Source organism: Bacillus sp. FJAT-28004 (assembly GCF_001280845.1).
Taxonomy (GTDB): Bacteria; Bacillota; Bacilli; order Paenibacillales; family Paenibacillaceae; genus Pristimantibacillus.
Genome location: NZ_LGHP01000001.1, coordinates 1,221,633 through 1,245,199, shown reverse-complemented (window position 1 = coordinate 1,245,199; position 23,567 = coordinate 1,221,633). Strand labels below are relative to the sequence as shown.

Below are 23,567 nucleotides of genomic sequence, written 5' to 3'. Positions count from 1 at the left end.
TTCATATAACCACGGTAAATCAACTATTTCAAGCGGCTCCAATTACCAGACAGTGATGCGCTCTCCCACCGTTGGGTATTACACTGCCCAAAACGGCTGGTTTAGAACTTTACTTATACCCCATTACTATCATCGCAAATCGACTATAAAAAGTTCAACCATAATTAAAAAAGCCCAAATTGGACTATGGTGAAACACATGAATCATACTGGTTGATAACAACTTTAATAGAAGAATTTAAACGTTATTACTCCTTTGTTGCTAACAAATTTAGCAGAACTGTTACGACCTCCGCTCATATCGCTTTATCTTGTGCCGCGAACCGGTTATTGCCTTTCCCTTGCATGATTCCTTCTTGCCGCACGTAAGGGATGCTGCTTGTTGCCAAGCTGGAAGATACTTCTCTTCTGTAAAGCCAGTTATAGCCTTTCCTTCGATAGATTTACCCGAAGCTCTAGCTAGCATGACTGTAATCTCTGCACGTGTAATCGGATCATTCGAATGGAAAGCACCTTCTTTGTACCCTGTAATTATACCTGCTTGCTAGATTTAACCTTGATCCACAATTAAAAAAGACAACCTGAGGGCGGTCATTATTCGGTGCGTTTTACGGTGATTAAGTGTTCAGGACAAGTACGCACAGCCATTGTAATGGCGCTTCAATCTAACCATACAAAGGCAAATAAAAAGGATGTCAGCCTTGGCTAATCGCCGCTGACATCCTCACTGATTAAGACTCTACGATCCGCTGGCAACAATTCTGCTGACTGATCTTCTTAATTCTCATCCAGCTCCAAAATACGGAGCAGAATTGTAATTACTTCCGCTCTGGTTGCCACTGCATTGAAGTCAAACTTGCCGCCTTCCTTGCCCTGCATAATCCCTTTTGCAGCTACTGCGCCAATCGCGCCCTTTGCCCACTCTGGCAGTTTAGCTTGGTCAGTAAAGTTTGCTGCTTTGTCCTTTTGGTCTTCCAGCTTCAAAGTACGAGCAATCATAACCGCAAGCTCAGCGCGCGTCAAACCGCTATTGGGACGCAGCGTCCCATCAGCATAGCCGCTTAAAATTCCCGCTGATACTGCCTGCTCAAGCGCTTCTTTTGCCCATGGAGCAATGTCAGCTTCATCATTAAAGGCATGCTGCTTTTCATCACTTTGTACAGTCATTGCACGGGATAACATCACTGCAAATTCCGCACGGGTTACCGCCGCATTTGGCTTGAAGGTTTGATCCTTGTAGCCAATCACAAAGCCTTTTGTCACTGCCTTACGAATCGCAGCTTCCGCCCAGTGTCCGGCAATATCCTTCAATTCAATCTGGTTCTCTTGATTTCCGCCAGTGTTACCTCCGTTGTTGCCACCATTGTTGTTACCGTTGTTGTTACCGCCGTTGTTGTTGTCAGGCGTTGTATCAACTACTGTAATCGTCAACACCTGCGGCTGTCCTGCGCTAAACTCAAACGTTAGCTGCACTGTACCTTTTTGTAATTTCGCCAAGTAAGCCGTCGTAATCGCGATCTGATCGCTATTCACAACATAATCAGTTCCAGCCTGCAGCTGTGTACTGCCGTTCTTAATGGCTGTCAGTGTATTCCCTTTAAGCTCCAGCTTTATTGCAACTGCTTGCTGCTTGCTAGGGTTCAGATCAAATTCAGCAGCAGCTTTGCTGATTTCGCTATCCTGAACGATAGGTTTGATTTTGTTAAGAAGATCCGTCTTAACTTCGCCGTCTGCCATAATAGTGACAAAGTTGCGAGCTATAGCGTTATCGGCAACTAATCCAGACGCGAGAGCCTTTGAAACGGCAGCCCTTGCCGATGCTTCAAGCATTTCATTGTATTTGCCTGCGCCTAACAGATATACGTCTGTAAATGAATTTGAATTTTTTAATTGTCCACTTTCAACTTCAAAGGTGGATCTGGTGCTGTCTGATTCACGCGAGCTGTCAGATTCATTGAGCATGATTGATATTCCGATTCTTCCGTTCGTGAGTTCCGATGCAGGATTATTATGAACGGTATTAAACGGAATTTTTAAATCGTAAATAGTCGTTTTCGTATCTTCATCTCTCGTAATCTTTGCTGCGATATCAGTTATCGGAGCAGTCGGTGCATTGGCGCCTGTGGGACGAGTCCAAGCCCATATTACATCTTTGTTGTCATTGGTAAGCGCAAACCCCAATTCATTCCGCGTAGTACTGTTGGTTGCAGGATTGCGTAAATCAATGCCTAACTGCAAATTATCCTCTCTCCATATATTGCCTCCGGTCTGGCTATTGAAGTGCACGTCGTCAGTAACGACAATGTACGCGTATAAATTGCTGTCGTCCCATGCGAAATGCGATCCTATGCTGAGGTCTTGCGGACCATCCCACGTTCCCGAAGTGGCATAATCTTTGGTGTCCATTACAAATGCCGGAGTTGCGGCACTCTTTGCCGGATTTTCTGCGCCTGCAGAACTTACCTTTTCAGCGTATGCCGCGTCAAATTTTGCTGTATAGGTGTATGTTTTTCCGTCTTCGAGTTGAAGCTTGAATGTGATCAGACCTGCAGCATAATACGGTAAATCTACGGTTACGGATTCGCCTGCCGCAAGCGCGTTAAATTTAATGGGAGTGAAATCTTTAGCATAAGCAGCCGGGGAAACAATTGTTAATGTTCCGGGTGCAGAGGCTCTTCCTCCGACATTATACTTAATGTTGAATTGTTGTTTATCTCCGTTTTTGGTTAGGTTAAATACAAACGGTTCCGCCAATAGATCCGAGCCGTAAATGCCGTACGGATTGCCCGCCGGGGTGCTGTTTCTCAAACCGGATGCGTAATAATTGTTGCTAAGTTCTATCGATGAGCCGCTCTCGCGCAGCATGGCATACACATTATTATTCTGGCCGTTCTTGGACGGCTGGAAGTAAGAAGTGTATACATGCGCCTTACCGCCGTGGACATCTATACCCGGATTGTTGCCGGGCAGCTGAGTGAAGTTTGCTTGCTGTAAGCGAACATTACCGTTATTTACAATCGCTCCCGCTACGGTCGGGCTTCCCCAGAACGCACTGTTGTACAGGACAAGTTCAGCGTCTTGGTGGATTTTCGCGGTATTAGCTGCATCTCCCATTCTGACATACGCTCTATTCGGCTCCGTCGTGATATTCGTATTAACCAATTCTGAGTTGATCGCGATTATTTTGGTGTGTTCGTCCGCGTCTTCCACATAGAGAGCGTACGTGGTTCCGTCCGAACCGTGACCAATCATCGTCATTTTTCCGGGGTATGCGAATTCGCCGTTCCCCAGGTCTCTTTTCAGGAAGTGTATGCCGTATACCGAACCGAAAACGAAATTGTTGAAAATCGTCTGGTCTTCCACATCGGCGAATTTGAGCGCACTCATGTATCTTTGTACGAATCCGTACAAATCGCCGGTAGGTGCCGAATATCCTTGGCCTCCCGGAAGTCTCAAAGCGTAATGCGGATTGAATTGCATATTTCTGATAAATCCGCCTTCCGCGCCTCCTCCGACCCAAATGCCTGCTCTGAGGAGCGTGCCTCCTAAATAGTCTACATAGTGACCATCTGTTTTATAGGAAGCCAGGTCTATACCTTTATCCCCAATTGGGATCGTTAAATTGATTGCATATACGCCTGCGCCTTGTCCCTGTACCAAAAACGGAGTTTTTAGCGTTAGGTTAGGGTTGTCGAGATTAACGCTGGTTATATTCGTTTGCGCAATGTTAAGTCCTCTGAGCCCTGCGTTTGCCTTAAGCTGAATAAGAGAATTTCCGTTTTCTCCTAGATCGCCACCGGTGTAAGCAGTAAATATCGCCGTTCCGCCGCCTTGTGTATGGTGCTGTACGTCCCATGTTCCTCTGAGTTCAACACCCTCGGGAACAATGACGGGATTATTCAGTCTATATCTTCCACCAGGTAAATATATCGTGCCGCCGCCGTGATTAGCTTTAATATAGTCAAGAGCTTCCTGCAACTTTGCAGATATATCCACGGTCGGCGCGTTGCCGGTTAATGAGCGTGGAAAGTCAAGTCTAAGCACTGCGCTTGATGTCGGTCTCGGGTGTACATCAATATCTGTTTTTACGTCTTTCGGAATAGGTTCAAACAGATAATCAACATCATTAACGATTTGTACAGCGGTGTTATTACCGTCAGCCTTAACGTCAAGTTCAAGGTTATCGATATGAGCGGCAAGGTTAGCGCTCTCGATGTTAAGGTTATAACCGGAATTTACAGATTTGAATGTTCCGAAGTTTGCTCCAAAATGTGCATGTTTGTCTGCCTGTTTGAAATTGCTCTGACTGACTAATGCGTTGCCACGACCCAGGAAGTTCAGTGCGTAATTGTCATATTCGTCGAACGTACTATCCTCGAAGGATATAACTCCGCCTCTGGCGTTGCTTACAATCGGACCTTTGAATGCAACTCCGTTGAATTGAACAGAAGTGTCGAAACGTTCGTTGAAATATACTGCAGTGTCGCCTCCGAATTCCGAGTTCGAGAGAAGCAGACCGAAACCGTTAACGTTGTCAATATATATACCCGTTTGACTGTCTTCGATTTTCAATCCGTAGAACTGCGCGTTCGGAGCTTCGTCGCCGCCAGGTTCTCTTCCGATCCACATACCCGTCTTATACCCGGAAATATTCAATCCCGATACATATTCCCAGTCTGAACGGTGCATCATGAATCCGGTAGCGTTCGCTCTTGTGTACGCTCTCGCGTCCGAAAGAGACGGTGCGCCGTCAAGTCCTGAATTCGCCCAGTATTTCGGGTCAATGTTAACGTTCTCGATACGTCCGATGTCCGTACAGGTGTGAACCACAATTCCCTTGTAGAGAGCCGTCATATTGCTGTTCAGAACATAATGCATCTCGCTCGGCAGGGAGATAAATCCTCCCCAAGCATTTACAAGAGTAACGTTATCAAGCGTCACGCTGTTTCCGGTTCTCTGATAGAACGTCCACGGATACGGAATTCCTTTTATGTCCTCAAATTCCCCTGTCTTCTGACCATCTGCGTTCCTCTTTTCAACAGTGGTAGTAGAATTAATATCTTGATTCGGATACCATACGGAAAGGTTTGTTACACCTGTGCCTTGTTCCATGTCTATGAATCTATCGGACACGTTAGCTACTTTTTTGCCGCCTGTCTGATTTTCTCTCTCGTCAGAGTCAACATACGTGTCATAATTGGCGGAATTATGTCCGGCATAGACTGCGAGAATGGTTCCGTCGATTTTACCATCGTAATCGTCCGCATCCGGATTATCCCATTCGCCACGGAGCTGTACGCCTGCCCGCAAATTTAAAACCTGTTTATATTCGTAGGTTGTACTACCTGTCGTGCTTTGAACGCTTATTTTGCCGGTAGTTTCCGTGTAGAACGCAAAGGTTCCCGCCGGAATATAGACTACGCCGCCGCCGTCATTATAAGCCGCATCAATCGCCGCCTGGAAAGCCTCTCTGTTATCGAAATTAACTAAGCCTTCCGCTTCTGCCATCTCTGCTGTTTTCGCACCGAAAGCGAGTACGTTAAAGTCCGATATCGCCCAATCTTTCGCGTCGTGTTCCTGAACGATTGCCGTTCTCATGTGTTTTGCGTAATCATATCGATCCGGAACTGTGAGCACAAAGGTTTTAGTCTTGGTTACAGGAGCGGCTACCGGACCTCTTTTTACCGTCGCCGTGAGCGTTACCTCACCTCCGCCGTCCGGACGGTTTGTCGGTATCACGCCTGCAGTGGTTATAAGGGTAGCAGTGGATGTCGTCCATGTAATATCTGTCATATTTTCACCTATTGACGGAAGAACTAAGTTCGTTGTCACATTAGCCTCTGAAACATTCACGCCTTTGATTAAATCCCATGTCAGTTTATTCAACATATCGTTTACCGCATCCTCGTCTGTTCCGGTACCTGTTCCGCGAACGACTATATTAAATGTTTTAACAACCGGTGTTGCCGTTCCTTTGCTTACTGTCGCCGTAAGAGTTACGACTGTATTGGCTCCTTGACGATCTACTGCGCCGGTGTTGCTGTTTATCACCGTGTTATTGGTAGATGTCCACACAATGTTCGTACTCGCTGAACCCACCTTAGCAAGAGTCAAATTGGTTTCAACCAGATCCTGTCTGGTATTCGTGCCCTTGATAGCGTCCCAAGTCAGCGCGTCCGAAACAAGTTTTACCGCTTCTTCATCCGTTGGAGGAATTTCGGTTATCCGTATGCTCTGTATGATTGCTCCGGCTGCACCGATACGGAAGTGCGCTCCTTGATTTTGTGCTCCTATCGCAAAATTAGCTCCGTTAAGCACAACTTTTGAAGTTACCCAAGAGTTTCCGCTTCCTGTCGCCGGAATGCTCGCTGATCTATACGCTTCAAATCCAGAGAAACTGCCGGGATATATGGTGTTATACTGTAACGAAATACCGCCCGCTGCGCTTGGTCTCCAGTATGTGACCGCTAATTCGACCTTGTTTGCTTGCTTAAGTTTAAGGTCGTCTACAATTACATACATAAAGTTGCCAACTTTCACAGCGTCTACGCCGCTTTGAGTGACTACATCCACTGCGGTACCGCCGTCTCCGATGAGGCTGATGCCTATGCCGTTGCCTTGAAGTCCTTGATACGGTCCCGCCGGATCTCCACCGTCGCCGAAACCGCTTCCAATTGTATCAACTGCATCAAATGATTCAGGATTGTTGAAGTCAATGAACACTTCAGCAAGTTCGTTAGTCGTACTGGCTACTGTCAAATTGAAAATTTTATTAACAGGTGCTGCATTACCTTTGGTTATTTTCGCCGTAAGGGTTACGGCTTTTCCTACGTCAGGGTCGCGAGTTACATTGCCAGTTGCGGTATTTATGATACCTGCCGGTTCAGCCGACCATACTATAGCCGTATCGTTCGCACCCGTTGACGGAAGAGTCAACCCCGTTCTTACTTCGGATTGAATAACATTCGAATTCCTGATCGTGTCCCATGTCAGCTTATTTGCTGCGTCCGATATTGCTTGATTGTCGTCAAGATGCTCCACTTTAACTCTTGTATGCGTTCCTGCGAAAGGATATTGCGTATTTTGAGCCGTGCGTGCGAATGTATAATAGATGTTGCCTGTTGGTTTTGTAAATGCCGCAGTATAAATGCCTGTACCCAGAGTACCCGTCGTCCAATCGCCGACCGCAGGAGCGTTACCGGTGGTGTTGATCGCGAACTGCACAGCCTGACCGTTTGTCGGCGCTGCTGAAGATAACGTAATGTTATCGGTTGTCTCAACAGCCGTGGGAATAGGTTTCGGCGAATCCACGGTATTCTGAAAACGCGGGTTCTTGATATAGATGTCGCCTTGGGGCACGGAAGACCATTGCATTTGCAATCTCCCCGCCTGTACCGTGTCCAAATTAACGGGATTGAAACCATTCGGAGAATTGGCTGCTGATAATTGCGCATAAACAGTAATCCATTCATTAACCTTTCCATTTTTGATTTCGTTAACATTAAGGTTAAGACGCGAATTGGTGTCAAGATTGTTACCGCCACTTGCCATGGCGATCCAGTTATTGCCACTGAGCTTTAAAAGGTCCGAATGTGTAACATACATATCAAAAACAAAATATTGATTCGCATAAGCTGATAAATCCTGATTGCCGCTGCTGCTAACAAAGCGGGCATCCCAAAGCCGTTCAACGCCGGCGCCTATTTTTCCAGCTCCCAACTTAACCGCGTTATTTCCGTCCGGCGCAATAGCACTGTTCGTTCCCTCTTCTATATTAGGAAAATACGTCGCAGCCCGGGCGTTGACCTCCGCCGGCACGGCTCTCACCGTCAAGGTAAAAGTTTGTGTAGCACTTGCATTACCTTTGGTTATTGTCGCCGTGAGTACTACGTTTTTGTCTACTTCTCTATTCAATAAACGATTTACGCCTCCGGTGTTGCTTATTGCCGCATTGTCCGAAGACCATGCTACGTTAGTTGTTCCTATTGCTGTCGGAAGGCTAAGTTGTGATTTCACATCGTTATTCGAAGTATTACTTCCTTTAATCGTATCCCATGTCAGAGACGCCGCCGCCTCATTTACCAATGTTTGTTCGTCAATAGACGTTACAGTAATTCTTGAAGATGCGCCGATGAAGTTGTAACTGTTGTCTGCTTTCGCGCGCGCGAATACATAGTAAGTCTGTGCAGAAGGTAATGTGGCAAATTGATGAGTGTAAACATTATCGTTTTTACTTCCATCCACCCAGCCGGCTGCGGGAGCGATCCCATCTTCGCTTATTGCGAATTCCACAGCTTGCCCGCTAGCCGGTGCGTTCGCAGTTACTGTTTTTGTTGCTACTTCAAGTGCGGGAGCCGTTGACGGTGAAACCGGAACGCCTAGCGTACTTTTCTGGAAACGTGGGTTTTTTATGAAAACGTCAGTGCTAGGGACACTAGTATCCCATTGCAGATGCATAGCCAGTCTGGTTACTTTGTCTAACCAGGCGTCATTGAAATTCCCGGCTACGGCACTTGACGTCGATAACTTCGTATAGACCGTCGCCCATGTGCCCACTGCAGCATTTGTGACTCCGCTCAAATCAAGTTGGAGACGAGAATCGGCGTTAAACTTATCCACAGCGGGATTACTGTCGCTTACAATGACGAGCCAGTTATTGCCTAGCATATTTTTAAAGCTCGCATTTGGAATATACATCTCGAAAACGAAGTAACCGTCTTTGTAAACGGATACATCTTTTAGAGGTGCTACGCTTGGCGTGAAGAGGTTATCCCAAGGCCCCCCGCCCTTTGAGGTTCCGGTGTTTAAACTCCACGCTTTCTGTCCGTCCGGCGCATCGGCGTTTGTCGCCGTATTACCATCTGCACCTGCATTTACGGTCAAAAGAGATACGTCATCTCCCCATGCCGCGCTGACTGCCATAAGCGGAGAAAACAAAGTAAATAGCATCGCTGTCACAAGTAAAGATGCTAATAATCGTCTTTTTTTCATTCTCAAATTTCCTCCATATATCCTATTTTTAGGTTTTGAAGAGATCCCATAACTCTTTAAAACTTCTTCACTTAAATACCAAATTCAAAACTTTCTATGATTTTATGTAGTGCACAAAAAAAGTGATCCTTTACTACCCGATATGAACCCCTCATGTGTGGCCTGACAACACTTTCCCGCTTTTATACTAGCTGCCGCATCACCTCTACTATTCCATATGTCCAGTCTTGTAAATGCGCATCCGTCCACAATTGACCCGATGTTAGCGTTTTCACGAGCTCAAAAAAATAACAAGATTCAAAGAGCGATAAGCGTACGTGCAAATAACGTAATCTCACTACTTCTTTTAACCCTGTAATAAGTTCCCGGAACACGATTTGTATATTGGGGACTTATCTTATCATACGAGTGTTGCAATAAAGTTCCAATGAGGTAGTCTTATCCTTTACGGGGGCAATATTAATTTGATGAAAACAGAGCGCTGTCTCGCTATACTGGCAGTTAACACATATCGAGTACGACGATCAGTCCACCAAACAATAAAAAAACCACTTCAGCAGAAGTAGTTTGAATTGTTTATTTGGTGGAGCCTAGGGGAATCGAACCCCTGATCTCATCGCTGCCAGTGTTCGCCTCGTGTTATTGCTGGTTATCGAAAAGTCCCGAAAGCCTTATCCGGTAAAGGTTTTTAGCGTGTTGTATTATTTCTGGTTATCGTTAAATATTGGTTATTATCGGTATTTTGTTACCACATTGTTACCGTAAAGATACCTTAGAGTGAATTGTGAAAGTAGAATGATTGGAGCTAATAACCCTTTTCTTACAAACCAACCTCATTTTTCAATATCTCCAATAATTGCTTTGCGGATTTTTCATCAAACTGCATGTATTGACTAACAATATTTGAATGAACTCGTTCTTTTGTTCCGTATGTGTTTAATTAGATATACTTCTTTCCATTTGTCATCATGGTTTTATAAGTACAATCTGCTTGTGTTTGTAACCTTGAGTTTCTCTCCGCTTTATTGATATTTGTCACCAATGCCAAGAACTCTGCCTCATTTTTGTTTTTTAATTGGAGTCCCATCTATTTCTAATAACTGATGGAATACTTTTATTATTTCTATTTTCACTGATAAGTCTTTGGATAGAATATCTATTAACACCTAAACCTACGTATTCTAATATATCAGATAAGATAACCGTTGCCTCAGAATAACTTCCTAGCTCTTGAAGCATTTTCATTGAAAATCGACCAAAATTATCATAGCTGGGAAATGATAATTTCCGTTCCCTTAAATTATCAAACATATCATTAAAAATTTTTTCAAGTTCGTGTTCGTATTGCATACTAAACACTTCAAAAATTTCTAGTGCGGCAGAATAGTTAACCAATATTAAGTCAGTAAGAATAATGCCCGCATTCTTCCGAGTAAAAATATTATAAATCTTTTCAGATACGATACTTTTTTGTTCAACCATTTGTATTAATTCTTCCACTGGATCATAATTAATCTCAGTATTTTTCAAGTTAATAAAAGCATCATAAAGTTCATTTACGGTACTCTTTTGGACAAATCTCTGTTTGTAGCTCTCAAGACAATACTACTATATTTATGTTCACTACTAACGACACTTCCATTAAAGATAAAATCAATTATCTTGCCTAATGAATAAATATCCGTCTGAATACTTGCATCCTTTATATTATTCAACTGAATTGGGTCAGTAAAATGAGCAGTTCCTACGCCTTTTTCCGTTATAGTATTATACGAGTAGTTTTTTGTACTATCCTTCCCAAGTCCGAAATCAGCTAATTTAGGCTCATTTTTTATCATTAAAACATTATTATAGCTTAAGTCTCTATGAATTGTTTCAGGGTGCATTTCCATTAAGCCAAGCATAATTCCTTCACATACATATTCTTGCCATTGTAGATTCATCGTATGGTGTTGCTCATTAATAAATTCTTTTAAGGTATTATCCGCATATTCCATTAAAAAGGAATGGTCTTTCTCATTAAACTCATATACGGTTATCGTGTGTTTGCATGAGTTATACTTGCCCATCAATTCAAATTCTCTTTTGAATCGATGCAAGGCTTCTGAATCTGACCAAAACTCTGATTTTAATTTTTTTACTGCATACTTCTTACCCTCTTTAATGAGCGGGTAGACTTCAGCAAAGAAACCTTCACCTAGTGGCTTTATCTCTTCCTTATTCACTATCTTAATATCATTATTTATTTTCACAATAAAGCGGTCTGTTAAATTGAATATATTGCTATTGATATACTGTATAATCTCAAGCTGAAGCCTCTCGACCTCTCCTAAGCCAACCTCATTAAAGCTTACTAACTCATCAATAGACAAAGCTTTTTTTAAAATATCCTCAAGCTTGCCCTTTGATATAAGTTCATTCATTTTTTCCTCAGCGTATCTCCACCTAGTTGGAAATCCACTACCGTATTTATCTTTGAATCCAAACTCACTAAAAAAATTAACAAGATTAGGTCCACTTCTGCGTGGAAATGGGCTTTCATCTCCAGCAAGGCTCTTAGACAACATTTCTATAATCTTAGGATGACTGATTTTCACTTTCATAATAACAATCCCCTCGATTGATCAATATAATCCTTTACTTTCAGCAGCTATGGAATGAGTGTGTTTATTCAAGCCTGTTTCATACAAATTGTACTTCATCTGCAACTCCGCTTGTTTAATCACAAGCTCGGTCGCTTCTGGAATTTCATCAGGTGGGTACTTGTATTTTTTAAGCAAGCGTTTGATAAGTGATCGCATGTTTGCTTTAGCATCATTTCTTTTATACCAATCTGGTGTCTTGTTCTCAGATATCAGTTGAATAAGATTCTTCGCCATCTCCCGAAGCACGTCAGATTGATAATGCTCCTTAACCAATTCTGGTTTTGCTAAAGCGTCATAGAAAGCTTGTTCTTCAGGTGATAGATGCATATCAATACCTTCGTTGATTGCTGACTCAATTTCTTTGGCGATATCAATCATCTGTGTAATTAGTACGTTAATGTCTTCCACTTGATTGTACCGTTCCACAATGTTCTTCAACTTTTCAGAGAAAAATCCAGATCGAACAATATTAGTCTGTTCGAACCATTTGATTTTATCGTCAATCAGTTTCTTCAAGATTGTTGCTGCGACATTTCTTCGCTTCATAGCCATGATTTTTTCCAGATTCTCGACAGATAGAAGACTCTTCTCCTTCTTAGCCGAGATGGATACAACCTCATCGCCGTCTTTAATAATGGCTTGCTCGATCATCGCTGTAATCTTTCGCTTGAACGCCTCTACATCTGGCATTCCATCACGTTCTACCTTCACGATAAATGATTTTACCGCCATGAAAAAGCTCACTTGCACCCGAACGGTAAAATCCAAAGCGGTCGCGCAAATATTATACGCACTTTGGAGTCTTGCTACATGCTTAAGGAATACTTCCTTCGTACGCTCTTTAAGCACATGTTCTACGCCATCTTGAATTAATTCGAATCGTTCTTTTGGCGTTGCATTCATATATTTGCTGAAATCAAAGCCATGGAACATCCCCTCTAGAATTTCTACTTCCGTCATGAGGATTTCCTTAGCTTTTTCAATCTCTAGAATACCGTTTTTATCACGGCTTGTATAAGTGTTAAGTGCTTCCTTCAAATACTTGCTAAGCCCGATGTAATCAACAATCAGTCCGGCTTGCTTATCTTTAAACACACGATTAACCCTTGCGATCGCTTGCATCAAATTATGTTCTTTCATAATTTTATCAATATACATGGTGTCTAAGCTTGGAACATCAAAGCCGGTTAGCCACATATCTACGACGATGGCGATCTTCAACTCACTATTATCGTCTTTGAACTGATTGGCAAGCGTCTGGCGATGCTGCTTGTTACCGATAATATCTCTCATTTCCTGATTCGTGTCCTTGTTGCTATCGCTCAAAACCAGACCGATCTGGGTGCCAATTTCAGGAGACTTTTCTTTAATGAGCTGATACATGCGGTAGGCGATTTTACGAGAATAAGCAACAATCATCGCTTTGCCTTTGAGCATATCCTTGCGGATAGCATAGTGGGCGAGAATATCGTCTACAACTAAATTCAGCCTATCCTCATCACCAATGACAGCTTCCATCGTGACAAGGTCTTTTTTCAGTTTCTCAATCTTTTCGGGAGTAAGACCTTGAGCTTCAATACTTGCAACTTCTCTATCAATCTGGTCGAGAATACCTTCATCCAAATGCACTTTAGCCAGACGATTTTCATAATGTAAATCCACGGTAGCTCCGTCTAGCTTTGCTTGTGTCATATCATATACATCAATAAGTTCACCAAATACGCCTATGGTCGATTTATCATTAGAGTCTACTGGCGTACCTGTAAATCCAATAAATGTCGCGTTCGGAAGTGCGTCTCGTAAATATTTCGCGTATCCGTAGACAAGCTCAGCTTCTAGCGTCTTTTTATCAATTTTGATATCAGGATCAATACCATATTGGGAACGGTGCGCCTCATCCGCAATAACAATAATATCGTGGCGATTCGAAAGCAAGCCGGTTTCCTCGGTAAATTTCTGAATCGTTGTAAAAAAGATACCACCAATAGAGCGATTCTCCAGCAATTCGATTAAATTCTCACGCGACTCTGCGCGAACAGGAGCTTGACGGAGATACTCTGCCGAGCTACTAAATGTCCCATGTATTTGTTCATCCAAATCGTTGCGGTCTGTTACTACAACGATAGTAGGGTTGTTCAAGCGAGCAATCAGACCAGCAGATAGAAACACCATTGAAAATGATTTCCCTGATCCTTGCGTATGCCAAACTACCCCCCCGCGCTTATCCCCGTCAACCGCACGAACAACACTTTTAATTGCTTTGTTCATACCGAAATATTGATGATAGCCAGAAATAATTTTGGCTTTGCCTCCAGCAAAGAAACTGAAATTACGGATAACGTCAAGTAAACGTTCTTTATGCAAAAGCCCCTTTATCAAAGTACCAATTTGAGCAATGTGTGCTTCATCCACAATAGGAGTGTGGCTATCTATCTGTTTCCATTGCATGTAGCGATCATAATCAGCTGTAATGGAGCCGAATCTTGCATTCACACCATCGCTTATAATGTTAAAGGCGTTATAGTGGAAGAGCGGCTTGATCATATCCTGATACGTCTTGATTTGAAGATAGCCATCCTGAATTGTTGCATCCTCACGTACAGCTGACTTCAACTCAATAACAACTAGTGGCAATCCATTAACGAACACAACAACATCTGGTCGTTTCTCAGACTTGTGAATGATAGTGAACTGATTAATTGCTTTGAAATTATTGTTGTTCGGATGGTCGAAGTCAATCACCTTTACGATACGTGTGGGGACGTCCTCCCCGTATACTTCAATTCGAACACCTTCAATGAGATAACGGTGAAACTGTTGATTGGCTGAAACCAGGCTAGCACCATCAATGTATAGAAGCTTCCGAAATGCAGCTTCTATGACTTCTGCTGACAAAGTTGGATTGAGCATAAAAAGCGTCTCACGCAAATTCTCTTCTAGAACAACCGTATGGTAGTCACGAACAAGATCATAGCCGTTTTGAACCTTATAGTTTAACTCGTCTTGCAGTAGTTCGAGTACGACTGATTCTAAGCTATCTTCAGTAAACATGGTTTCACCGCCAATCTATAATTGGATTTCGGAAACGTCGATTTCTCCGGACATGAGCTTGGGAAGTAGGGTATCTCTAAGGGTAAATAATCTTTCAGACTCCTTAAAGTGAACTTGAAACTGTTCTGTAATATCTCTGAATATATTTGTAAAATTCCCACTCGTTTGTTCATCAGGCAATATAATTTCATACTGAGATATGTCCTTCCAGTTTGTACGAGGCATTTTAGTACCATTTGAGCTTTGAGTTACACTATTAATCAAATCATCACTAAATAAGGTAATTGCTAATTGTCCGAAATAATGTTCTTTCTTCACATAAATAGGAATAATGTCTGTTGAACACACTCCACCAAAGGGTGCTATTGAAACTTTATGAAAATAAGGACGAAGCTTTCCAAATAGAATGTCGTTCTTTTCAAAACATGATTTATTGCTCCCTAATTCACTAGAATCACCAAAGGAATCTAGATCCAATTTTCTACGTGGAATATGTTCTAAACCAACATAAGGAGTACCTACTGGAATTTGATTTGGATTAATATTTCCATTTCTATATGATGCTATTTCTCCTAATTGCCCGAACCTCCAGCCCTTTGGTATCTCTTTCCCCAGTTCTTCACACAATTCCATCTCGCCACCGCTAGACTTATAGGGTTCTCCGTTTTCATTCAGAAACTCAAAATCAACAAACCATTGTTTGAAGATTGCCTGAGCCATTTGCTCCAGCACGTTGTTCATGCGGTTGTTGAGTTCGATTTTGTCGTCGAGAGCGGAAAGAATTGATACAATTTTATCCTGATCTCTATTTGGTGGTACTGGTATTAATAACTTGGCGATAGATTTTGTGTTTACTACATTTTGTACAGAACCAACGAGAGTCATTGAAATTTGGTTTTTTATAATCGAACTATCAAATAGATATTTTAAAAACAAAGAATTCATTCTCTGCTCATTAGGTTCAATAATTACAACATTTAAACAATTCGCTTCAGTAGTTTCTTTGTAAATGCATGCTTTCCCGTTTTCTCCATGTCTTGCCACCAAAATGTCATCTTTCTTCAGTTGAGATTTCACATTTTTTTCATGAAATTCTTTTGTTACATATTTAATATCTGAATTGTCTATACCATGTTCTTTAAGATTTGTTGTACGGATCATTGGGATACCATCTTTTTCATCGCAATAAAATCTTTCACAGGAACCAACAAAGCCAACTTTTACTCTTCGAGTAACATCTTCTAGAAGACTGATTTTCCATTCACCAGTAATTTCCTTAATGCCAAGTCTCTTATAAGTTTCTATTGATTCATTTTCAAAACTCATACCCAATAGCCCCCAGATTCTTCTTAATCTTCTCATCCAGCACAGAAGACTCCGACATCAAATCTGCAAGCTCGGTTACAAGTTTCTCCATTTTTTCCTCAAACGGTTCGGTGTCTTCGATCTCTTTCACACCAACATAACGACCTGGAGTAAGTACGTTATCATGCTTTTGTATTTCCTCAAGACTAGCCGACTTACAGAAGCCGATTTCGTCCTCATAGCCATCATTCTTGAGCCACTTATGATAGGTATCCGCAATCAATGAAACATCCGTATCTTCCAGCTCACGCAACTTGCGGCTAATCATTGTACCTTTATCACGCGCATCAATAAAGAGAACTTCGCCTTTACGTTTCTTACCGCGACATAAAAACCATAAGCAAACTGGAATACCGGTTGTGAAAAACAGCTTATCCGGCAAGGCAACGATGCAATCGACCAAATCCTCTTCAATAAATTGTGCGCGTATATTACCCTCACCCGATGTTTGGGAAGATAAAGAACCGTTTGCCAGAACGATTCCGGCAACGCCCTTGGATGGTTTCAGTTTCGTAAGCATATGAGAAAGCCATGCATAGTTGGCATTGCCTTTAGCCGGTACGCCCCATTTCCAGCGTGCATCTGTTAACAAGCTATCTTGCCCCCAGTCACTAATATTGAACGGCGGATTAGCAAGGATGTAATCAAACTTCTCGTCCTTGAATTGATCGCCATGGAAAGTGTCATCGTGAGTGCTACCAAGATTCGCCTCAATACTGCGAATTGCAAGATTCATCGTTGCAAGTCTGCGAGTTTCAGCATTTAATTCTTGACCGTATACAGACAGGTTAAAGGCATTACCACCATGTGCTTTAACGAACCTTTGCGCCTGAACGAACATACCGCCAGAGCCGCAGCATGGGTCATAGATTGTACCCTCTAAGGGCTCAATCATCTCGATAAGCAATTTAACAATACTGCTCGGCGTATAGTATTCACCGCCGCCTTGACCGAGCATAAAGGCAAATTTACCAAGAAAATATTCGTAGACACGACCAAGTGCGTCTTCTTCAATAAGAAGCGTATCGGAGTTTTCGAACACCATCACGACTTCACCAACTCTGCGTTGGTCGATATCTGCGCCAGAATAGATTTTCGGCAATACCCCTGCAAGAATTTTATTCTCTTTCTCAATCGCGATAAAAGCTTCATCTATGACTTGACCGATATTCGGCTTCGTTGCATTCTCTATAATGAATTTCCAGCGGGCTTTCTCAGGAACAAAAAATACATTGAAACGCTCATATTCATCGCGGTCATCTTCAAATCCGTCACCTTCCTCAACCAGCTCGTTGTAGCGTTGGTCGAAGCGGTCAGAGATGTATTTAAGAAAAATGATGCCAAGTACAACGTCTTTATATTTGGAAGCAGCAATACTGCCTCTGAGCTTATCGGCAGCTGCCCATAATTTATCTTCCATGCTAGTAACTAAGTTTTCTTTAGCCATTCGTATTTTGCCTCCGTTGTGTATTTCTATGATTATTACAAAGTGCTACGACAACTGTTTGTCAGGAAACGTTCGTTCTGACTTTACACATTTTTTGTCGAAAATTCTCTTGTAAAACAGCATCATCATATATTCGACGCGAGAATTGTTGTCTCCTGCATACATAGTAAAAAAGCCCTACTAAGAGAGGGCTTAACGTCACACAAGCTCATTATCATCCGACACTTTGTCAGCTAATAAAACTGCTTATTAAGCTGGGGATATTACATCGGACTCCTTTAGGTCTTTTAAGTGAAAATTATACAGCTTTTTCATACGCCCTAATGCATTTTTTTCTACAAATTTCGGAATATCAAATGGTGCCATGCCCCATTTAAAATTACCATCTTCCAAAATATACATTGGAATGTTCATTTTTTCAATTTCACTCCAGAGACCATAACAAGCTTCTCCTTTGACAAATTGAATATAGAAATGATAGTTGTGATCAATATGAAGAAAATAATCTACGGTTGTTCCATTTTTTTTCAAAGCGAAGCATTTAAGTATTTCCCCATTTCAATTTAATTAGCAATCTTATGAAAGTAGTCTTATCGTATCATATATTAAGCTATCTCAGAAGACCTTGAAAAGAAATGTATGCGGCGTAACCAACATAGAGCTGCCATCTGCAATAACTTAGTTAACAAAATAAACGGGATAGTCGGTTAGCGTTTTTAGAGCTGTCTTTCCTTGTAACTCAAATGCTTTTTTCGCCTTCATGATGATATTATGTTGCTTCTCACGTAGTGTCTCGAGACTATTGTAAATTCTGCTTAATTGGACGCGATCATAAATCTGTCCGATATTGGGGTATAACTTCTCTTTTAACGGATCAACAAAATACCCAGGCTTGAACAGAACATTTATAAGCTTAAGCAACTTTTCTGTCGACTTTCCATTCAAGGTATCGTTCTTAGGATCAAATCTTGCCTCAAGCTCCTGACCATGCAGATACAGGCGGCATTGTTCGATATGTTGCTCAAGTGAATCCACCATCTGAACGGTTAATTGATATTCATCTTCTTCAAGTTCACTGAAAATGCGGAGAAGAAGCGTATACGCCTTTACATTTTCCAATTGGCAATCAAGGTAGTAGATATAGTTCATATAATCCAAATGGGTCGGTTTGTTATCTAAATTAAATCTTTTTCTACATTGGGCTCGATTGAACCAGAAATCATCATAAAAATCATAATACAACCAGATTAAATCATTTACAGTCTCGTCTTCTTTAAGTGCATTAATCTCAGCTAACCTTGACTGCCACTTGTCTTCATTGTTTTCCTGCTTGTATCGACCTTCCGTTCTATCATAATAGAAGCGGAAGGAACGGGATTTGGGATTATCAACGGCTGGTTTCATATACCTTGTGTCCTGTGGATTCATTTCACGCTTTCCATAGTCCTGAATTATCTCACAAGCATCACCATAGTTAATGACTCGATAATCACAAAATTTCGCCCCGAACTGTAATGGTAAAATTCGATTATCTCGATATACCGGAAATATGACGTAACCTTGCTCCAAAAACTCCTTAGCAAAATTAGGGCGAACATCTACCTCTTCCAGCATAAACTTTCTGCGAATATGGCTATCAGCTGAAAGCTCACGTTCTTTAACGATGAGTGGAGGACACTTCATTTTTTCTAATTCTTTCATAAATTGATACAACTTTATCACCTTCTTTTCTGTGCTTAAATGATAAAACCAAACTAACGGTTGTCAATCTTTTTGTTGACAATCATTCGTTTGGTTTTATAATGCATTCGTATTATCGTTTAAATTGTCCTAGAATTCATTTTTCGGACAAGCTTTATCTGTTTTATAACAGGTACAGTGCGCTGCGGGTCTGTGATTCGCGGATTTACCAAAGACAACTATAAAAATCTGGAGGATGCATATCGTGCAACTAACCCAAGGACTTGAAAAATCAACAAAAATGAAAAGATTAAACGTTGTTAGCTTGAAACTGGTAAAAGAATCTACCTTATCGTACCGAACAAATGTGATCCGCAATCCAAAAGATGCCTTTGAAATAGCAAAAGAATTTATTGGTGACGAGGACCGAGAACACTGTATTCTCATTTGCTTGGACACGAAAAACAAAATTAACTGTATACAAACAATTGGAATCGGTAGCCTCAATTCAGCTATCGTTCATCCTCGTGAAGTGTTTAAAATCGCTATCCTTAGCTCAAGCGCTAGTGTGATCTTCGCACATAACCATCCCAGCTCAGATTGTACACCTTCGCAGCAAGATCGCGAAATTACGGAACGCATTAAAAAAGCGGGTGAAATTATCGGGATAGAGTTGATCGATTCGATTATCGTTTCTGAAGAAAACTATTACAGCATGAAAGAACACTGTTTAATGTAATTATACATTTCGGAAGGAACCTATAAGTTCCTTCTCTCTTGAACACAAAATTGGTCACCACGCCACGATAGCCTTGCATTAGCAAGGTTTGTAACAATGGGAGGCAAAGCCTCTTGCTTTAGTATAAGTGTTCAAATTTTGATAATGGCAGCATGTAGCACTTAGAAGGTAGGTGCTTTTTTACGTGTTATTATGAAATCATTGTTCATTGCTTTCCCTTCAAAACATATAATTGTAGTGTCAAAATAAGTCGAATACATTTAATCTAATCTGGAAATGTAGTGTCAATAATGTATATTAAAAAGAGAAAATTTCAGGGCAACTATTACTATTCATGTTCAAAAACACTAAATCGATTATTCTTCTTTGAATGGATTGCCTACTTAAAGAAAGGAAGGATAGCAGGGACATCTTGGCTTTTCCAATTCGCTATGACCCGATCTCCCCAGCCCCAAACGTTACCGCTTGAATCGAGCGCATAGCCTCCATCTAAATTAGAAGCAACATCTACGATATTTTTCAATCCTTTGACGACATAACGTTTTTTGTGATTGAGGTCAAGCGGCGTGTTAACTCTTCCAATGCCCAGCACGTAAGTACGGTATTCTTTCCCCTTATAAGGACCATCGCTGGGAAAATAGGTGTGTTCGTTTGAAAGTGCGGACGTTTTAACCGTACCGTCATAATATAAATACACGGTTAAATCGTCGGTTTTACTACTTATTTCTTTGATTTTCGGGTTGTAGGTATCTATCATTTGTGTTTCATCTTCTGCAACTCTTGGTTCTTGGTGGTAGCTTGTAAATCTCCATATTTGTCCGTTAGAGCGATAGGCATAATAGGTGCTGCCATCGGACCAAATTTTCGTTATTTTCTGAAGTTTTTTTACTTGATCGACGCTTGCAAAGTCAATAAATGTGTTGAAGAGAAAGTAAGAATAGTCAAAATTAGATTCTACAAGTACGCCGTCCTGCTTATACACTGGTTTGCCATCTTGAATGAAGCTTGCGCCTGTGCTGTTACCGGGATACATGGATATGGTGCCGTCTTTTTTCAGCATAATGATTTTATCACCGCCGGCAACGGCTTTAACATTCGTTACGCCAGGTATCGTTACGGGAACTTCTAACGGCAAGTTGTTAGCCAAGACATTAGCCCCCCATACCCACACACGACCATCCTTTCCTAGCGCATATGAAGTCTTGAAGCCAATTCCGACATCAACGATATCTTTAAGATCAGGCTTCTGAATATCAGAAGTGGGGGTTACATTGCGATTGCCTAATTGGGACACATCGTTCATGCCGAAAGTCCAGACATCTCCGTTCATGTCGAGTGCGATCGTATGACTCCAGCCTGCAACGACCTTGACGATATTTTTCAGTCCTTTAATCTGAGTAGCCTTGCCTTTATCCCAGGTCCAAACCGTGCCATCGTCTTTCAGAGCGTAATTAAACCCATAGTAGGAGATGGACAGGGCAATAATCTTGGCTTTCGGTTGAGCGTATACCGGACTACAGACTCCAAATGCGATCACACATGACATAATGATTAAAATTGCTTTTCGGCTCAAAATACCTATCACTCCTAATGTAGTTTATCAATTGATAAACACAGATTTCGATTTCAATCAGCTTACTACCGTGAAGCAGTTCTCTCAATTGGATATTTTTAATTTATATTTTTCTATATTTATTGTAGCGTCGCCGACAAGTCCATGTTTCATGTCTTTAAACAAAAACAATGTTCCGTCTGTGGCTATTGACGTAGACTCATAATAGTTTATATATGAATCATTTAAAAATCTCCGTATGTAACTTCCCTTTAAGTCCAATTCTTCACCTTCAAAATAAATGGTACTATAATCACTAAAAATAATAGAATGATTAGATTGAGAAATATAAGGTCGCTGATAAGACCACAATTCTTTGCCCTGCTTACTATAAGCTCTTAAAGTTGTCATTATGCCAGGTGTACCATTACCTTTGAATTCAACAAAAAAAAGTGTTCCATTTGATCCAACTTGTAAGTCACCCAAGGTATCTGTATTTTTTGACCACATTAGCTTACCGTTAGGGTCCAAGGCGTGTATCCTGTATTTCTCCGTGTCCACATTCCATGTTTTGAAATAGATGGAACCGTCTGGTCCAAAAATCTGATCACTCGCTAAATAACTATGAACAAAACCTTTATCTAAAAAAAATCCATACTTCTTTTTACCGTTTGTAGATAAATAAACAATTTTACTCTTTACATCTTTTGACGTTTTTTCAAAAAAGATTACCGTTCTGCCCTGTAAATCTACGTGCAAACCCGGAATATAATGTTCGGTATTTAAATAAGAATACTTCCATAACAACGTACCATTCCGCGAGTATTTAATAACTTCAGGTTTTTCATCCTTATCCATACCTCTTCTAAAATAATAAAAATTCCCATCCTCTTTCATATCGGTAAAAAGATGAGGCAGAGTCACTTTCCATTTAGGCTGTCCTTTGTCACCTAATGATAATGTACTTTGTCTAATGTTAGGTTCCTTTCCGGAGAAATATCTGGCTATATACTCATGATCAGGTCCTAAATATTGTCCATAAGCATTATCATTATAAACATTTTTAAAAATCTGTTTTCCTGTTTTGGGGTCAAGACCAAAGACGTGCACCTTAGGATCTCCTCCACCATAGCCACCATTGTATCGTGAAGAAAAGAAATCTGTTTTATTCTTTAAACTGTGTGACGCTTCAAGATCGACAAATCCATCCACTCTACCAGAATTCAATGTTGTCTCATATATTTTTTGCACCTCACTTTTAACCACAGGAATTTCGTTATCAACCCCATATGCAATATTTCCAATATTAGAACTTAGAAAAAAAGATACTATTAGTAACACGGTTAAAAAAATTTTTATTCGCATTCAACAATCCCCTTTTTGGTAGGTATCACGATACTATAACAAAAAAAGAACGAGCATTTCGAAAAGCAAAACGCTCATTCTTAGAGATTACTCATTATACCTGAAAACGATGCCGATCCTACCACTTGAAAATTGTCCAGCACCTTTAAGTGCTTTAAACAACTTCTTACTTTTATTAGGTACTGACCATAAATAGGAGTAATCTTGATTATTTATTGTTCCTGTTATGTAGAAGGTTCTTAATTTTGCTTCAACGGTGCTGGCAAGATTTAGTCCAGCCGCATTATTAAAGCTTGTGATAAAGTTACCTGTTCCTTCTAAACCCATTCCGAATCGTTCGATTGAAGAGATCGGAAAAGCATAAATGTTGCTTTTTCTTACGAAAACAACGTAATTATTCGAAATTGCAAGATGACCTTTTCCTTCATCTGGTGAATATGCAGCTGTTATTACGCTTGGTGCCTCGTTTATTTTTGCTTGTATTTTGGCTGCCGCTTTCTTATTTAGCATAATATCAAGCCCAATTGTAGGCAAAAAACCGATTACAGCAAGTATGATGTTTATTCCAATCACTAAACCCATTCCATTCAAGCCTGTAAACATCATTATAATTAAGCTTACAAAAAAAAAGGCAAAAAAGGGCACGACTAATAAAAATCTAAAGTTTCGACCGATCCAAGGATTTCCCATTTGAAAGACTCCCTTCTGTTTAAAATTTATAGCTGGTAAAACC

Annotated in this window: 12 protein-coding genes and 1 pseudogene; 1 reads left to right on the top strand and 12 read right to left on the bottom strand. The window is 41.1% G+C overall.

The window, feature by feature from the left end; all coding sequences use genetic code 11:
- Positions 1–282 precede the first annotated feature (282 nt).
- The 9 genes and pseudogenes from AC787_RS35300 to AC787_RS05080 form a co-directional block, all read right to left on the bottom strand.
- Positions 283–537: pseudogene (locus tag AC787_RS35300) on the bottom strand (S-layer homology domain-containing protein); the annotation flags it as partial.
- 239 nt (positions 538–776) lie between these two features.
- Positions 777–8,990 carry an immunoglobulin-like domain-containing protein gene (locus AC787_RS05115; RefSeq protein WP_054023787.1) on the bottom strand — a complete coding sequence of 2,738 codons (8,214 nt, stop codon included), beginning with the start codon at positions 8,988–8,990 and terminating at the stop codon, positions 777–779.
- Between the two features lie 1,071 nt (positions 8,991–10,061).
- A complete protein-coding gene (locus AC787_RS05110) occupies positions 10,062–10,520 on the bottom strand; it encodes a hypothetical protein (RefSeq protein WP_054023786.1) in 459 nt (152 codons plus the stop codon).
- Positions 10,521–10,546: 26 nt separating this feature from the next.
- Entirely contained in the window at positions 10,547–11,593 is a 1,047-nt protein-coding gene (locus AC787_RS05105; RefSeq protein ID WP_054023785.1) for a protein kinase domain-containing protein, read from the bottom strand.
- 21 nt (positions 11,594–11,614) lie between these two features.
- Positions 11,615–14,686 (bottom strand): type I restriction endonuclease subunit R, encoded by a 3,072-nt coding sequence (locus tag AC787_RS05100; RefSeq protein WP_054023784.1) that lies wholly within the window; start codon positions 14,684–14,686, stop codon positions 11,615–11,617.
- A gap of 15 nt (positions 14,687–14,701) precedes the next feature.
- A complete protein-coding gene (locus AC787_RS05095; RefSeq protein WP_054023783.1) occupies positions 14,702–16,012 on the bottom strand; it encodes a restriction endonuclease subunit S in 1,311 nt (436 codons plus the stop codon).
- Positions 16,002–17,498, bottom strand: coding sequence for a type I restriction-modification system subunit M (locus AC787_RS05090; protein WP_054023782.1), 1,497 nt, complete (start codon positions 17,496–17,498; stop codon positions 16,002–16,004). The genes AC787_RS05095 and AC787_RS05090 overlap by 11 nt, the downstream gene beginning before the upstream one ends.
- 249 nt (positions 17,499–17,747) lie before the next feature.
- Positions 17,748–18,029 (bottom strand): hypothetical protein, encoded by a 282-nt coding sequence (locus tag AC787_RS05085; RefSeq protein ID WP_054023781.1) that lies wholly within the window; start codon positions 18,027–18,029, stop codon positions 17,748–17,750.
- Between the two features lie 147 nt (positions 18,030–18,176).
- Positions 18,177–19,211 carry a hypothetical protein gene (locus AC787_RS05080; RefSeq protein WP_054023780.1) on the bottom strand — a complete coding sequence of 345 codons (1,035 nt, stop codon included), beginning with the start codon at positions 19,209–19,211 and terminating at the stop codon, positions 18,177–18,179.
- 232 nt (positions 19,212–19,443) lie between these two features.
- Here AC787_RS05080 and AC787_RS05075 point away from each other — a divergent pair, with 232 nt between their 5' ends.
- Positions 19,444–19,917, top strand: a complete 474-nt coding sequence (locus tag AC787_RS05075) for a JAB domain-containing protein (protein ID WP_321166101.1) — start codon at positions 19,444–19,446, stop codon at positions 19,915–19,917.
- Positions 19,918–20,296: 379 nt separating this feature from the next.
- Here AC787_RS05075 and AC787_RS05070 read toward each other — a convergent pair whose 3' ends face one another.
- The 3 genes from AC787_RS05070 to AC787_RS05060 form a co-directional block, all read right to left on the bottom strand.
- Positions 20,297–21,490, bottom strand: coding sequence for an RCC1 domain-containing protein (locus AC787_RS05070; protein WP_054023779.1), 1,194 nt, complete (start codon positions 21,488–21,490; stop codon positions 20,297–20,299).
- An 84-nt stretch (positions 21,491–21,574) separates the two neighbouring features.
- A complete protein-coding gene (locus AC787_RS05065; protein WP_054023778.1) occupies positions 21,575–22,834 on the bottom strand; it encodes a PQQ-binding-like beta-propeller repeat protein in 1,260 nt (419 codons plus the stop codon).
- A gap of 87 nt (positions 22,835–22,921) precedes the next feature.
- A complete protein-coding gene (locus AC787_RS05060; RefSeq protein WP_054023777.1) occupies positions 22,922–23,524 on the bottom strand; it encodes a hypothetical protein in 603 nt (200 codons plus the stop codon).
- Between the last annotated feature and the right edge of the window lie 43 nt (positions 23,525–23,567).